Here is a 14,945-nt window from a genome sequence, read left to right as displayed (position 1 = left end):
TGGCGCACTGTGTTCTCGCGGCCTGACCCTCATGGTCAGGCGCTCGGGATGCTTATCCCTGTGGTGGATAATCCCAATATTGGGCCGGAATGGATTTTAGCAACGGGGTCATGTCCGGATTGGGCAGGGCGATGGTGACCCGCTGATCGAGGTTGGCGCTGGCCAGTGCTTCGCGGATCTTGGGGTTGTCATGGAAGAACTTCATAAAGCTGCCATCGGCATAGGCCCGCTCCAACCCGGTCTGAATCGCCTTGGCCAGCTTGGGGTATTCGGGGCTGACGAAGAAGAACTGGGCGAAGGGGTAGCGGATCAGCAGATGTTGCTCGATGGCGAGGTTGGGATACTGCGCCACCAGCTCGCTGCGCTCGGCGAAGATCTCTACCAGGGCGCGCGGGAAGAAGTCGATCTTGTCGCCGTCGTTGATAAGGCGAAACAAGCTGCTGTAGCGGCCGGAGAAGGTCGGGATGCCCGCATTTTCCAGAATTTTGTTATCGGCCCAACCGACCCCTTGCGCCGCCTTCAGCTGTTTGAGGTCGGCCAGAGTATTGATCTGGTTGAACTTCTCTTGGGCATCCGCGTGGATGAACGACAGCCGCAATCCTTCCAGTCCGCGAAACAGCGGAATGGGGACGGCAATCAGGGAGGATTCGAGTGCGCTGGAGGTACCCATCCAGAAGACGTTGATGGTCTTGCCCTTGCTCAGCTGCTGCTGAAGGGTGAACTGGTTGAGGTCGAGTTCGACAGGCTGGATGCGAAAGGGTTGTCCGGAGCGGGTCAGGGCCAGTTCCAGCAGTTTGAGCTGGTACTCCTGATCAAGATTGTTGACGGGACGGCTGGGAACCTTGACCGTCAGAACCTGTGCTTGTGCCAGCAGTGGCAGGCACAAACACAGTTTGATGAGCCATTTCACTCTCTATTCTCCTGTAGATTCCGGAAGGTGTCCGGAGTCTAACAGAACTTGTCACCATCTTGCTGCGAGGCGTTGTGCAAGGTTGAGCGCGGGCCCAGCCTTGCTGGCGTCTGTTGCACCTGAATGGTGACGGTTCTTCGAAGAATCAGGCGACGCGGCGGAACACGTGGGTATCGTTAAATTCCTTGGTGCTCTGGCATTCGACGCAGAAACGGGACTCTGGACGAGCTTGCAGCCGCTTGAGAGAGATCTCGTCACCACAAGATTCACAGTAACCGAAATCTCCATCGTTCATTCGCTTCAATGCGCCCCTCAGCTTGCGCAGGTGCAGCTTGTCGTGCTCGATGCGGTTCAGCTCCAGACGGCGGGCTTCCTCGATACTGGCACGGTCAATTTCATCGGCCATCTCGTTGGTGTCGGTGGCGATGGCCTGGCTGGCCTGGGAGTTCAGGCGCTCTTCGAGCTCGGCGATCTGCCGCTCGATCTGCCCCTTGTAAAAGGCCAGTTGGTCTTCAGTCATGAAATCACACATACGATTTACTACCAGTCAGTTTACTAACCCAATTATCCATGTTTATGGGGGCTGTCTGCCTGCAGACCAAGCCCTTCTCGTCTGATTTGCACCGTTTTCATGCAAGAGAGTGCAAATCAGGGCGGGCCTTGTACCAAAAAAAAGCAGCCAAGCAAAGCAAATAGGACAGGGATTGTGCGCCTTTGCAAAAAAATGGCCCCTTTAGCGGCTGATCTGACGGGATCTGACATCTGGTTTTGGCCGGTTGGCACCGGCTTTGCACTGGGGAGAGGCGAGACCACGAGTGTTTAGTATTTGGTGCCGACTTGGTCATTATATGCGCCGTTATTTATAGTTTTTTAAACACCACTGCTTGACATTACCCCTGATAGCGGGCTTTTATGGTGGTGTTGATTACAATTTGATAACAAGGGTGTTCCATATATTAGACACCCTTGCCAATGGCAACCGTAGAGTCGGGGTTTAACATGGACAGTATCAAGGGCTGGATGGAGAGCAATCGCATCACGGAAGTGGAGTGTCTCTTCCCTGATTTCACCGGCAACGCCCGGGGCAAGATCATCCCAGCCAACAAGTTTTTGCGAGAAGGGGGCATGCGTCTGCCCGAGGTGATCTTCACCCAGACAGTGACCGGCGAATATCCGGATGACGACAGCATGATCGATCCGCTGGAGCGGGACATGCAGCTCTATCCTGACCCCAACACCATCCGTTTCGTCCCTTGGGCGCTGGAACCTACCGCTCAGGTTATCCATGACTGTTACGACGTCAACGGCAAGCTGATCGACATTGCACCTCGCTCCGTACTGCGTCGGGTTCTGTCATTTTACGAGGCTCAGGGCTGGAAGCCGGTGGTGGCGCCCGAGCTGGAGTTCTATCTGGTCACCCGCAACGAAGACCCCGACTATCCGCTGATGCCGCCGGTAGGGCGCAACGGCCGTCCGGAGACCGCTCGCCAGTCCTTCAGTATCGATGCGGTCAACGAGTTCGATCCCATCTTCGAAGACATGTATGACTACTGCGAAGCGCAGGAGCTGGAGGTGGATACCCTGATCCACGAGTCCGGTGCTGCCCAGATGGAGATCAACTTCCTGCACGGGGATGCCATCGATCTGGCGGATCAGGTGTTCCTTTTCAAGCGCACCATGCGTGAGGCGGCCCATCGCCACGGCATCTACGCCACCTTTATGGCCAAGCCGATGAGCAACGAGCCGGGCTCCGCCATGCACATCCACCAGAGTCTGGAGGATATGAACGGTCGAAATCTGTTCGGTACCCCGGATGGCGGCAACTCCGAACTCTTCATGCATTTCATCGCAGGTCTGCAGAAGTACACCCCGGCGGTGACAGCCCTGCTGGCTCCCAACGTCAACTCCTACCGCCGCCTCACCTTCGGTGAGAGCGCGCCACGCAACGTCCAGTGGGGTGTCGAGAACCGCACCTGTGGTCTGCGGGTACCCTTCTCCGACCCCAGTGCCCGCCGGGTGGAGAACCGCTTCGCCGGTGCCGATGCCAACCCCTATCTGGCGCTGGCCGCCACCCTGGCGTGCGGCTATCTCGGCATGATGGAGAAGCTGGAGCCCATGCAGGAGATGAAATCCAGCGCCTACGACCTGCCCTACAGTCTGCCCCGCTCGCTGGAGGAGGCGCTCAGCCATCTCGAACAGTGCGAGCCGATCAAGGAGATGTTGGGGGAGCGCTTCACACGCGCCTTTGTCGCGGTCAAACGCAAAGAGTACGAGACCTACTTCGGGGTGATCAGCCGCTGGGAGCGAGAGTTCCTGCTGCTGAACGTCTGACCCGGATGCGTGCCGGCCACGCATCGTCCGAATCGGGGAGGCAGGCTGCCTCCCCTGCCTGTAACCGGTAATACGGGATGGAGGAGTGCCTCCGCCTGCGGATGGTTGTGAGCGGAAGTTGGCTCGCCACCGCTCTGGTTGCATGGTTGATAACAGTTTTTGGCTCGAATTGAAGGATGTGAGGAGCAGGCCGTGCCGCAGTCCACGCGAAAGTGGCAGTGATTGCGGGAGTGGCAGCCCTCCTGATGATTGACGAACAGAACCAGCTAAATCGAAGGAACCGAGGAGCTAACAATGCAACAGACTACCCGTGAGTGGCAGCAGCAGGATGCCAGCCACCACCTGCACCCCTTTACCGACTTTCAGGCTCTGAACAAGAAGGGCAGCCGTATCATCACCAAAGCCAGTGGCGTCTATCTGGAAGACTCCGAAGGCAAGCGCATTCTGGACGGCATGGCGGGGCTTTGGTGCGTCAATATGGGCTATGGTCGGCAGGAGCTGGTGGATGCTGCCACCCGTCAGATGCAGCAGTTGCCCTACTACAACCTCTTCTTCCAGACCGCGCACCCGCCGGTGATCGAGCTGGCCACCTTGCTGGCCGAAGTGACGCCATCCCATCTCAACCATGTCTTCTTTACCGGCTCCGGCTCCGAGTGCAACGACACCGTGCTGCGGATGGTGCGCCACTACTGGGCCAGCAAAGGGCAACCGGAAAAACAGGTGATCATCAGCCGCCACAACGCCTATCACGGCTCCACCGTGGCGGGGGCGAGTCTGGGTGGCATGAAAGGGATGCATGCCCAGGGTGGTCTGCCCATTCCCGGCATAGTGCACATCGACCAGCCTTATCACTTCGGTGAGGGGCAGGGGATGAGTGCCCACGAGTTCGGGCTGGAGCGGGCCCGTCAGCTGGAGCAGAAGATTCTGGAGCTGGGGGTGGAGAAGGTGGCCGCCTTTATCGGCGAGCCGATCCAGGGGGCGGGCGGTGTCATCATTCCGCCTGACAGCTACTGGCCGGAGATCCAGCGCATCTGCGATCACTACGGCATTTTGCTGATAGCCGACGAGGTGATCTGCGGCTTTGGCCGTACCGGCCACTGGTTTGCCAGCGAAGGGTTTGGCATCAAGCCGGATCTGATGTGTCTGGCCAAGGGGATTACCTCCGGTTATCTGCCGCTCGGCGCTGTGATGGTGAGTGACCGGGTTGCCAAGGGGCTGGTGGAAGAGGGGGGCGAGTTCAACCACGGCTTCACCTACTCGGGCCATCCGGTCTCTTGCGCGGTGGCGGTGGCCAATATCCAGCTTATGCAAAAGGAGAGCATAGTTAAGCGAGTGCATGATACCATCGGCCCCTATTTGCAGCGCCGCTGGGCAGAGCTGGCTGACCACCCGCTGGTGGGTGAAACCCGTGGCCGCGGGCTGGTCGCAGCCCTGGAAATCGTCCAGGACAAGCAGACCAACCGGCGTTTCCCGGCCCATGCCAATGCCGGGATGACTTGCCGGGAATTCTGTTTTAACAATGGCTTGGTGATGAGGGCGGTAGGCGATACCATGATCATATCGCCCCCCTTGGTGATCACCGAGGAACAGGTTGATGAATTGGTCAAGCTAGCCAGGCTCAGTCTGGATCTGACAGCCGCCAAGCTGAAGGGTTGAGGTGCGGCCGGGCAGGTTGGCATGCGCATACAATTTGCTTAGGAGACAAGGATGATGTCTTTCAAAACGGGAGTGATCGCTGCCTCTGTGGCTCTGGTCATGGCAAGTGCCGGAGCAATGGCTGAAGAGAAGGTGTTGCACGTCTACAACTGGAGCGACTATATCGCCCCGGATACCCTGGAAAACTTCCAGAAGGAGACGGGCATCAAGGTGGTTTATGACGTGTTTGACAGCAACGAGGTACTGGAAGCCAAGTTGCTGGCTGGTAAATCCGGCTACGACATCGTGGTGCCGTCCAACCCCTTCCTGGCCAAACAGATCAGGGCTGGCGTGTTCCAGAAGCTGGACAAGTCCAAGCTCTCCAACTGGCAAAATATGGATACCGACCTGCTCAAGGCGCTCGACCCGAGCGATCCGGGCAACCAGTACTCCATCCCCTATCTGTGGGGCACCATCGGTTATGCCTACAATGCCGAGAAGGTGAAGGCCGTACTGGGGGCCGATGCGCCGCTCAACTCCTGGGATCTGGTGTTCAAGCCGGAGAACATGGCCAAGCTGAAGGAGTGCGGCGTCTCCTTCCTCGACTCGCCGACCGAAATGTTACCGGCCGCCCTGCAATATCTGGGCTTCAAACCGGATAGCCAGAAGCCGGACGAGCTGAAGAAGGCCGAGGAGCTGTTCCTCTCCATTCGTCCCTATACCGCCTATTTCCACTCCTCCAAGTACATCTCGGATCTGGCCAACGGCAACTTGTGTGTTGCTGTCGGTTACTCCATGGATTTGCAGCAGTCCAAGGCGCGGGCGGCGGAAGCCAAAAATGGCGTGGCACTTACCTACACCATTCCGAAAGAGGGGGCAGGCAGCTTCTTTGACATGATCGCCATCCCGGCGGATGCCAAGAACGTCGAGGCGGCCCACACCTTCATCAACTATCTGATGAAGCCCGACGTGATCGCCAACATCACCAATCAGGTGCAGGCGCCTAACGGCAACAAGGCTGCGACCCCGCTGGTTGACGAGGCGATCCGTACCGATCCGGGGGTTTATCCGGACTCTGCAACCTTGCAGAAGATCTACACCTTCCCAGATCTGCCGGCCAAGGTGCAGCGTCTGATGACCCGCAGCTGGACCAAGATCAAGTCCGGTAAGTAACGAATACCCCTCCCGGTCCGCAGTTCGGCCGGGAGGGTAGTGATGCCATCCATCCGGATGGGCCGCGCGAATGGATGCGCAGACGGTCAACCACTGAACAGGAGAACTGACACCGTGAATACAACCAGATTGCTAACCATAGCGCTGACCATGGGATTGGCGAATGCAGTCCAGGCAGCCCCTGTGCTCCATTTCTACAACTGGTCTGACTATATCGGCGAGACCACCCTCAGCGATTTCCAGCAGGAGACCGGGATCAAGACCGTCTATGACGTATTTGACTCCAACGAAACCCTGGAAGGCAAGTTGCTGACCGGACGGACCGGTTACGATCTGGTGGTGCCCTCAAATAATTTCCTCTCCAAGCAGATCAAGGCGGGGGCTTTCCAGAAGCTGGACAAGAGCTTGCTGCCCAATCTGGCCAACCTGGATCCCGTGCTGCTCAAGCAGCTCGAGAAGGTGGATCCGGGCCATCAGTACGCGGTGCCCTATCTGTGGGGAACCAACGGCATCGGCTACAACGTCGACAAAATCAAGGCGGTGCTGGGGGTCGACAAGATCGACTCCTGGGCGGCCATCTTCGAGCCGGAAAACATGGAGAAGCTCTCCCGTTGCGGCGTCGCCTTCCTCGACTCGGCAGACGAGATGATCCCGGCTGCCCTCAACTACCTTGGACTGAACCCCAACAGCCAGGACGCGGCCGATATCAAGCGCGCCGAGGCGCAGTTGCTCAAGGTGCGCCCCTATGTGGCCTACTTCCACTCCTCCAAATACATAGGTGATCTCGCCAACGGCGATATCTGTGTGGCAGCGGGCTTTTCCGGCGACATCTTGCAGGCGGCAGCCCGTGCCGACGAGGCCGGCAAGGGGGTGAAGATTGCCTACAGCATTCCTAAAGAGGGGGGCAATCTCTGGTTCGACATGATGGCGATCCCGTCTGATGCCACCAATGTCAAAGAGGCACATGCTCTCATCAACTATGTTCTGCAGCCCGAGGTGATCGCCAAGGTCAGCAATTATGTGGGCTATGCGAACCCCAATGCCAAGGCTGGCGAGTTCATGGATGAGACGGTGCGCAATGATGAGGGGGTTTATCCGCCTCAGGCTGTGCTGGAGCGGCTCTATGTGCAGGAGGCACATTCCCGCGCGGTACAGCGTCAAATCACCCGGAGTTGGAGCAAGATCAAGTCCGGTACCTGACCTTGGTGCCCGCTCTGGGGCGCCAAATCGCTTTTATGGATTGGCCGTGAGGCCAGTATCACGTTAGGGAGTTTGGTAATGGCGATAGCCTCCAGTGCCTACAAGAAAGCCCTTGAGGGCAGCCAGCAACGCAAAGAAGTGCTGGTAAAAATAGACAGGGTTAGCAAGCAGTTCGATGAAACCCTGGCGGTCGATAATGTTTCCCTGAATATTCACAAGGGGGAGATCTTCGCCCTGCTGGGAGGATCCGGTTCCGGTAAATCGACCTTGCTGCGGATGCTGGCCGGGTTCGAGCGCCCGACCGAAGGGCGTCTGTTCCTCGACGGGGTGGATATCACCGATATGCCCCCCTATGAACGCCCCATCAACATGATGTTCCAGTCCTACGCCCTGTTTCCCCATATGACGGTGGCACAGAATATTGCTTTCGGTCTCAAGCAGGATGGCCTGCCCAAGGCCGAGATCGACGCCCGTGTCGAAGAGATGCTCAAGCTGGTACAGATGACCCAGTATGCCCGTCGCAAGCCGCACCAGCTCTCCGGTGGCCAGCGCCAGCGGGTAGCGCTGGCCCGTTCGCTGGCGAAACGTCCCAAGTTGCTGCTGCTTGATGAGCCGATGGGGGCGCTCGACAAGAAGCTGCGCTCCAAGATGCAGCTGGAGCTGGTGGAGATCATCGAGCGGGTCGGGGTTACCTGTGTCATGGTGACCCACGATCAAGAAGAGGCCATGACCATGGCGGAGCGGATCGCCATCATGCATCACGGTTGTATCGAGCAGATCGGTAGCCCGATGGATATCTACGAAACCCCGGCCAGTCGGCTGGTGTGCGAGTTCATCGGCAACGTCAACCTGTTCGACGGCCTGCTGGTGGAGGATGAGCAGGACCACGCCATCATCGCCTGTGCCGATCTGGAGCAGCCCATCTATGTGGGCCACGGGATCAGCTCCCGTGCCGAGAACAAGAAGGTGACCTACGCCCTGCGGCCGGAGAAGCTGCTGATGAGCCTGCAAAAGCCGGCCGAAATCGAGCATCCGGACTTCAACTGGACCAAGGGCGAGGTCTATGACATCGCTTATCTGGGCGGACACTCGGTGTACCACATCCAGCTGCCCTCGGGCAAAATCGTTCAGGCTTTCATCGCCAATGCCGAACGCCACGGCAAGCGGCCAACCTGGGATGACCAGGTGTTCCTCTACTGGGAAGATGACAGCGGCGTGGTGCTGCAATCATGAAGATCTTGCAACGACTGAAGCGGGGCGGAGGGCGCCGGCTGGTGATCGGCATCCCCTTCTTCTGGCTGTTCCTCTTCTTCCTGCTGCCCTTTGTCATCGTGGTGAAGATCAGTTTTGCGGAAGCGGATGTGGCGATCCCGCCTTACACCGATGTGGTGAGCTGGGCCGACAATCAGCTCACCATTCTGCTCAACATGGGCAACTACCTGCTGCTGCAGGAGGATGAGCTCTATATCGCAGCCTATCTGGGCTCCCTCAAGATGGCCTTCGTCAGCACCCTGCTCTGCCTGTTGATTGGCTATCCGATGGCCTACTCCATCGCTCGGGCCAACAAGGAGACCCAGACCGTTCTGCTGTTGCTGATCATGATGCCGACCTGGACCGCCATTCTGATCCGGGTCTATGCGTGGATGGGGATCCTCAGTAACAACGGCCTGCTCAACAGCGTCTTGCTGGGGATCGGGCTGATTGACGAACCGCTGCAGATCCTCAATACCAACCTGGCGGTCTATATCGGCATCGTTTACTCCTATCTGCCCTTCATGGTGCTGCCGCTTTACGCCAATCTGGTCAAACACGATCAGAGCCTGTTGGAGGCGGCCTCCGACCTAGGGGCCCGCAACCTGACCCGTTTCTGGCAGATCACTGTGCCGCTCTCCAAAAACGGCATTATCGCCGGCTGCATGCTGGTGTTTATTCCGGTGGTGGGGGAGTTCGTTATTCCGGAAATGCTGGGCGGCCCGGAGACCCTGATGATCGGTAAGGTGCTATGGCAGGAGTTCTTCAACAACCGCGACTGGCCGGTCGCCTCTGCACTGGCGGTGGTGATGCTGGCGGTGCTGATCATTCCGATCATCCTCTTCAACCGTAACCAGGCCAAAGAGCTGGAGGGCAAGGCATGATGAGACGTTTCGGTTTTGCCAAGCTGATGCTCTGGCTTGGGCTGCTGTTTATCTACCTGCCCATGATCATCATGGTGATCTACTCCTTCAACGCCTCCAAGCTGGTGACGGTGTGGGGCGGTTGGTCGCTCAAGTGGTACTTCGGCCTGCTCGACAACAAGCAGCTGATTGGATCCGTGTTCCGCTCGCTGGAGATCGCTTTCTACACCGCGATCGCCGCGGTGGCGCTGGGGACGGTGGCGGCATTCGTGCTGACCCGAATTCCCCACTTCCGTGGTCGAACCCTGTTCGGTGGCATGGTGACGGCACCGCTGGTGATGCCCGAGGTGATCACCGGTCTGTCGCTGCTGCTGCTGTTCGTGGCGATGGCCCAGCTGGTGGGATGGCCCGCCGAGCGGGGCATGTTGACCATCTGGATCGCGCACACTACCTTCTGTACCGCCTACGTAGCCATCGTTGTGTCGGCGCGGTTGCGGGAGCTGGATCTCTCCATAGAGGAGGCGGCCATGGATCTTGGCGCCAAGCCGTGGAAGGTGTTCTTCCTGATCACCATCCCGATGATCGCCCCCTCGCTGGCAGCAGGCGGCATGATGTCGTTCGCCCTGTCGCTGGATGATCTGGTGCTGGCTAGCTTCGTCTCCGGCCCGGGCTCCACTACCTTGCCGATGGAGGTCTTCTCGGCGGTACGGCTCGGGGTGAAACCCGAGATCAACGCGGTAGCCAGCCTGATCCTGCTGTCGGTATCGCTCTTTACCTTCGGCAGCTGGTATCTGATGGCCAAGGCGGAGAAGCGCCGTCGCGCCGAGATCGCCATGAGCAACCAGATGCAGGCAGTCGCCTGACTCGTCAGATGATAAGATCCGCCTACTCTCGTCAATCCGGAGGATGAGTATGCGGATCTCCTTTTTCAGTGGTCGTGGCACCGAGCTGGTGCCCGGCCTCACCAGCGCCATTCACAAGCAACCGATCTCTGCACCAGTTCGCTGTACCTTTGCCGGTCTGGAAGGGGATGAGCAGTGTGACCTGCGCCACCACGGTGGCCCGGATCGGGCGCTCCACTACTATCCGGCCGATCACTATCTCTGGTGGCAGACCTGGCAAACCGCGCTGGGCTTGCCTGCGCCACGTACAGCCTGGCAACCTGCCGCCTTTGGCGAGAACCTCTCCGGTCTCGGGCTGACCGAGGCGCAAGCCTGCATCGGCGATGTCTATCGGCTCGGTGAGGCGCTGATCCAGATCAGCCAGCCGAGATCCCCCTGTTTCAAGCTCAACCAGCGCTTTGGCTATGGCCAGATGTCGCAGGTGATGCAACTGAATGGCCGTTGTGGCTGGCTGCTGCGGGTGCTGGAGGAGGGGATTGTGTCGCCGGAGTCGGCCATGGAGCTGGTAGACAGACCCTATCCCGAACTGACGGTGAAGCGCACGGCGGATATCCTGTTCAATCAGGTGCGCAACGAGGCGGATCTGCTGATGTTGCTGGAGAATCTGGCCCTCTCCCCCAACTGGCGCCAGCATGCAGCCGACTGGCTGGAGCATGGCACTGTGGCTGACTGGCAGCGCCGTCTGCTGGGACCGGCATCCCTGCGCCTGGCCTGATTGCCGGTTTCCGGAATGTCACCAGCTGGCTGCAGCCCGGTAAACAGATGAAAAGAGTGCTGAATAGTTGAGCAAATGGCACTTTTTTTCCTGGCAAATGCAAAAAAGACTTGTGTCGGGTCTGGGCTTTCGGTAAATTCCCGTCCCGCAGACATCGGTGTGTAGCGCAGCTTGGTAGCGCACTTCGTTCGGGACGAAGGGGTCGGAGGTTCGAATCCTCTCACACCGACCAAATTTGAAAAGGCCGCTCAATAGAGCGGCCTTTTTGCATTTATCCTTCCTGTTTTCCTAATTTTCTTTAGCTGCTGACCTGTTACCTGGCCAAGTGATCTGACTTGCAGTATGCAGGGTCGAAGCAAGACCACAGACATTAAAAGGGCCACCGCTCGGTGGCCCATCGGTGGAGTCTGATCCTGACTCCGGCACTCTAGATTGTGGCAATCTCGCTATGGGTCTTGTCTATGGTGCCCTCCTTGCGCGCCAGGCGCTTACTCAGATATGCCAGTGCTGATGCCGCAAAGCCTTGAAACTGTGTTGAGGCAGCAAGGCCGCGTGCTTGGGGTACTCACTAATGAAATGTTCTATTCCCTCCATCAGTTGTGCGCGTAATGAAATCACGGGCTCATGCCAGGCTTGCAGACAGAGATGGCCGGGGATCAACTGCTCCTGATAATCTTCCAGCAGCTGTTCTGGCCAGGGTTCAATACCGGAATTGCGTTGCAGCAAATAGTGGGCGGCGGGTTCACGGGCATAAATGAACTGAATTTGGGCCAGATCGCGTTGGCATAGCGTTTGACTGTTGATATGACAGGTCAAATATTTTCCCGTTTTCAGATCCAGAAAGTGACCGCGTTGCCGACAGGGAACGATGCGATACCAAGGCAGGGGTGAGGAGAGAGAATACCCCTCAAGCTCCTGTTCCAACCAGTGGCGACACTCGGGTGTCTGCACCTCGTCGAGCATGGACTCGAGCTGTGTCAACAAGGCTCTGGATGGTTTGATGGCCAGTTTCGCACTCATCGCCTGCAATCCTCCCTCTGCACACAATCCCGACTATCAGTATGGACCTTGTTCGGCCAGAGGGGGTAAGGAATCTAATGATTAAAAGTGGATTAGCCGCGTGGTTTTTATGCACTAACTTGGTTCAACCCACCAGATAGGTACCAGTGCCGAAGGCGATGTGGGTGCCCTCTTCGTTGTGCAGCTCCATCCGGGCGACGGCCACCTTGCTGCCCGCCCGGATGATGTGGGCGGTGGCGATAAACTCGTTGCCGCGCCCCGGGCGCAGGTAGTCCACCCGCAGATCTATGGTGCCGAGGCGAGCGAAGCGCTCCTTGAGATAGCTGGGGGAGAACTCCTCCAGCTCGTCGATGCAGGAGGCGGCGACGATCATGCCGCCCGCCACATCCAGCAGCGTGGCGGTGACACCGCCGTGCAGGATGTTGTGGAAGGGGTTGCCGATCAGCTTGTCGTCCATCTTGATGCGCAGTTCCACCTTGTCGAAGTCGTAGTGGGTCACCTGCATGCCGATCAGCTTGTTGAACGGCATCTTCTCGGCAAACAGGTTGGCAATGCCACTGAGCGCCATCTTCTTGAGCATCTGTTTCATTCTCTGATCCCAATCCTTGTCATCAAAGCCGAGTAAAAACTCCAGCCAGTCTGCAACAGTTCTTTAACAGTCGCAATGGCAGGTTTATTGTGGGCGGCGGCTGCTTTAGAATGGCGACCCCAAAGGAGAGCCCATGACCGCGATTGCCGAAACCCTGCCAGATCCTCAGCCAGAGAGTCCGCTTGCCCTGCTGCAGGCGGTCTTCGGCTATCAGCAGTTTCGGCCGGGTCAGCTCGAGATCATCGAGCAGATCGTCGCGGGGCGCGATGCGTTGGTGCTCAAGCCTACTGGCGGCGGCAAGTCGCTCTGCTACCAGATCCCGGCACTGCTGCGGCCCGGGCTCGGTGTGGTGGTCTCTCCCCTTATTTCGCTGATGAAGGATCAGGTCGACAGCCTGCGCGCCAACGGCGTAGCGGCGGTCTACATCAACTCGGCCCTTAGCCGGGAGGAGATGATCCAGAACTTCGCCGCCATGCGTCGCGGCGAGATCAAGCTGGTCTATGTCTCCCCCGAGCGACTGTTGCAGCACGAGTTTATGGATCGGCTGGCCGAGCTGCCGCTCGGGCTGTTCGCCATCGACGAGGCGCACTGCGTCTCCCAGTGGGGCCACGATTTCCGGCCTGAGTATGCGGCGCTGGGGCGCCTCAAGCAGTGGTTCCCGCAGGTGCCGGTGGTAGCGCTTACGGCCACCGCCGACGAGGCGACCCGCAGCGACATGCTGCACCGCCTAGAGCTGAACGATCCCTTCATCCACACTGCCAGCTTCGATCGCCCCAATATCCGCTACAGCCTGGTGGAGAAGTTCAAGGCCGCTGAGCAGTTGCTGCGTTACGTGCAGAGCCAGAAGGGCAACTGTGGCATCGTCTACTGCTCCAGCCGCAACCGGGTGGAGGAGGTGGCCGAGCGGCTATCCCGCCACGGCTGCAAGGCGGCGCCCTATCATGCGGGGCTGCCGCTCGAGCAGCGCCAGCAGACCCAGGATGCCTTCCTCAAGGATGACATCGAGATAGTGGTGGCGACGGTGGCGTTCGGTATGGGCATCGACAAGCCCAATGTGCGCTTCGTGGTGCACTACGACATCCCGAAGAACATCGAATCCTACTATCAGGAGACCGGTCGCGCCGGGCGCGATGGCACTCCCGCCGAGGCGCTGCTGCTCTACGATCCCGCCGACATCGGTCGGGTGCGCCGTCTGCTCGACAACATCGAGAACCCTCAGCAGCTGCAGGTGGAGCAGTACAAGCTCAACGTGATGGCCGCCTTTGCCGAAGCGCAGACCTGCCGCCGTCAGGTGCTGCTCAACTACTTCGGCGAGTACAACGACAAGCCGTGCGGCAACTGCGATATCTGTCTCGATCCGCCCAAGAGCTATGACGGCACTGAAGATGCCCAGAAGGCGCTCTCCTGCGTCTGGCGGGTGGGGCAGAATTTCGGGGTGGGTTATGTAGTGGAGGTGCTGCGCGGTTCCCTCAACCAGCGCATCAAGGATCATGGCCACGATAAGCTGTCGACCTACGGCATCGGCAAGGATCAGAGCCACGAATACTGGATGAGCGTGATCCGCCAGCTGATCCACAAGGGGCTGCTGACCCAGAACATCACCCGTAATCTGGTGCTGCAGCTGACCGAAGCGGCCCGCCCCGTGCTGCGTGGCGAGGTGAAGCTTGAGCTGGCGGTGCCCCGACTACAGCCCATCTCCAGCCGCAAGGAGAAGCGCAACGGTCTGCTCGACAATGCCAACTATGACAAGCGGTTGTTCAAGGAGCTGCGCGGTCTGCGCAAGCAGATTGCCGAGGATGAAGAGGTGCCGCCCTACGTGGTGTTCAACGATGCGACCCTGGTGGAGATGGCACAGCTGATGCCGATGACCGAGGACGAGATGCTGGCCATCAACGGTGTCGGTCACCGCAAGCTGGAACGTTTTGGCGAAGCCTTTATGGACCTGATCATCGACTACTGCCGTCGTTAGGGTCGATTAGGCAGCCTAATCGACCACGGTAAGCGCGGCTCGGAAGAACCTGGGGTCAGACGCGAGGTTATTTCAGGCTGGCGTAGAAGGCCGCCAGATTGTCGATATCCGCATCGGTCAGCGGCGCCATGAAGGGGTCCATCAAGGGCTCTTTGCGGGTGCCATCCTTGAACGCTTTCAACTGTTTCACCAGATAGGCGGCATTCTGACCCGCCAGATGGGGATAGTTGGGGATCATTGCCTTGCCTTCCACGCCGTGACAGGCGGCACAGGCCGCTGCCTTGGCTTTGCCGGCTTCTATATCGGCAGCCTTGGCCTGATGACCCCACGCCAGTGCCAGCAAGGGCAGGGCATATACCCATTTTTGCATCTTCTTCTCCTTGAATT

At 58.7% G+C, this 14,945-nt stretch carries 14 protein-coding genes and 1 tRNA gene; 10 read left to right on the top strand and 5 right to left on the bottom strand.

Annotation, left to right across the window (positions count from 1 at the left end; translation table 11 throughout):
* Nucleotides 1-52: 52 nt before the first annotated feature.
* Nucleotides 53-910, bottom strand: coding sequence for a hypothetical protein (locus G5168_RS17550; RefSeq protein ID WP_216952649.1), 858 nt, complete (start codon nucleotides 908-910; stop codon nucleotides 53-55).
* A gap of 145 nt (nucleotides 911-1,055) precedes the next feature.
* On the bottom strand, nucleotides 1,056-1,442 hold the full coding sequence (locus G5168_RS17545; protein ID WP_216952650.1) for a TraR/DksA family transcriptional regulator: 387 nt from the start codon (nucleotides 1,440-1,442) through the stop codon (nucleotides 1,056-1,058).
* A 467-nt stretch (nucleotides 1,443-1,909) separates the two neighbouring features.
* Here G5168_RS17545 and G5168_RS17540 point away from each other — a divergent pair, with 467 nt between their 5' ends.
* From G5168_RS17540 to G5168_RS17500, 9 genes are all read left to right on the top strand, one after another.
* Nucleotides 1,910-3,241: a glutamine synthetase family protein gene (locus tag G5168_RS17540; RefSeq protein ID WP_005342613.1), complete on the top strand. Its 1,332-nt coding sequence runs from the start codon at nucleotides 1,910-1,912 to the stop codon at nucleotides 3,239-3,241.
* 294 nt (nucleotides 3,242-3,535) lie between these two features.
* Complete coding sequence (locus G5168_RS17535) at nucleotides 3,536-4,897, top strand: aspartate aminotransferase family protein (RefSeq protein ID WP_216979719.1); 1,362 nt, start codon at nucleotides 3,536-3,538, stop codon at nucleotides 4,895-4,897.
* Nucleotides 4,898-4,951: 54 nt separating this feature from the next.
* Nucleotides 4,952-6,049 (top strand): extracellular solute-binding protein, encoded by a 1,098-nt coding sequence (locus G5168_RS17530; protein WP_201937706.1) that lies wholly within the window; start codon nucleotides 4,952-4,954, stop codon nucleotides 6,047-6,049.
* Nucleotides 6,050-6,163: 114 nt separating this feature from the next.
* Nucleotides 6,164-7,249, top strand: a complete 1,086-nt coding sequence (locus G5168_RS17525) for a polyamine ABC transporter substrate-binding protein (RefSeq protein WP_201937656.1) — start codon at nucleotides 6,164-6,166, stop codon at nucleotides 7,247-7,249.
* A 78-nt stretch (nucleotides 7,250-7,327) separates the two neighbouring features.
* Nucleotides 7,328-8,482: a polyamine ABC transporter ATP-binding protein gene (gene potA, locus G5168_RS17520; protein ID WP_216952652.1), complete on the top strand. Its 1,155-nt coding sequence runs from the start codon at nucleotides 7,328-7,330 to the stop codon at nucleotides 8,480-8,482.
* Complete coding sequence (locus G5168_RS17515; protein ID WP_216952653.1) at nucleotides 8,479-9,384, top strand: ABC transporter permease subunit; 906 nt, start codon at nucleotides 8,479-8,481, stop codon at nucleotides 9,382-9,384. The genes potA and G5168_RS17515 overlap by 4 nt, the downstream gene beginning before the upstream one ends.
* On the top strand, nucleotides 9,381-10,226 hold the full coding sequence (locus tag G5168_RS17510) for an ABC transporter permease subunit (protein WP_374995764.1): 846 nt from the start codon (nucleotides 9,381-9,383) through the stop codon (nucleotides 10,224-10,226). The genes G5168_RS17515 and G5168_RS17510 overlap by 4 nt, the downstream gene beginning before the upstream one ends.
* A gap of 49 nt (nucleotides 10,227-10,275) precedes the next feature.
* Nucleotides 10,276-10,980 carry an MOSC domain-containing protein gene (locus tag G5168_RS17505; protein WP_421252512.1) on the top strand — a complete coding sequence of 235 codons (705 nt, stop codon included), beginning with the start codon at nucleotides 10,276-10,278 and terminating at the stop codon, nucleotides 10,978-10,980.
* Between the two features lie 155 nt (nucleotides 10,981-11,135).
* Nucleotides 11,136-11,212 (top strand) — tRNA-Pro (locus tag G5168_RS17500).
* A gap of 260 nt (nucleotides 11,213-11,472) precedes the next feature.
* Here the strand turns inward: G5168_RS17500 and G5168_RS17495 are convergent.
* Together G5168_RS17495 and G5168_RS17490 are read right to left on the bottom strand one after the other, a co-directional pair.
* Entirely contained in the window at nucleotides 11,473-12,000 is a 528-nt protein-coding gene (locus G5168_RS17495; protein WP_005356927.1) for a hypothetical protein, read from the bottom strand.
* Nucleotides 12,001-12,124: 124 nt separating this feature from the next.
* The gene (locus G5168_RS17490; RefSeq protein ID WP_042054246.1) at nucleotides 12,125-12,589 is read right to left on the bottom strand and encodes a thioesterase family protein; all 465 of its coding nucleotides are present in this window, start codon (nucleotides 12,587-12,589) and stop codon (nucleotides 12,125-12,127) included.
* A 133-nt stretch (nucleotides 12,590-12,722) separates the two neighbouring features.
* Between G5168_RS17490 and recQ the strand changes: the two genes are divergently transcribed.
* Complete coding sequence (recQ, locus tag G5168_RS17485) at nucleotides 12,723-14,558, top strand: ATP-dependent DNA helicase RecQ (RefSeq protein WP_042081697.1); 1,836 nt, start codon at nucleotides 12,723-12,725, stop codon at nucleotides 14,556-14,558.
* 67 nt (nucleotides 14,559-14,625) lie between these two features.
* On the opposite strand, the gene G5168_RS17480 is transcribed toward recQ, so the two are convergent.
* Nucleotides 14,626-14,928, bottom strand: coding sequence for a c-type cytochrome (locus G5168_RS17480; protein ID WP_421172444.1), 303 nt, complete (start codon nucleotides 14,926-14,928; stop codon nucleotides 14,626-14,628).
* Nucleotides 14,929-14,945 lie beyond the last annotated feature (17 nt).

Origin of the sequence: Aeromonas sp. 600724 (assembly GCF_049175135.1) — a bacterium.
GTDB classification, from domain to species: domain Bacteria; phylum Pseudomonadota; class Gammaproteobacteria; order Enterobacterales; family Aeromonadaceae; genus Aeromonas; species Aeromonas veronii_A.
The sequence above is the reverse complement of the archived record's forward strand: the minus strand, read 5'-3'. Positions and strand labels throughout refer to the sequence as shown.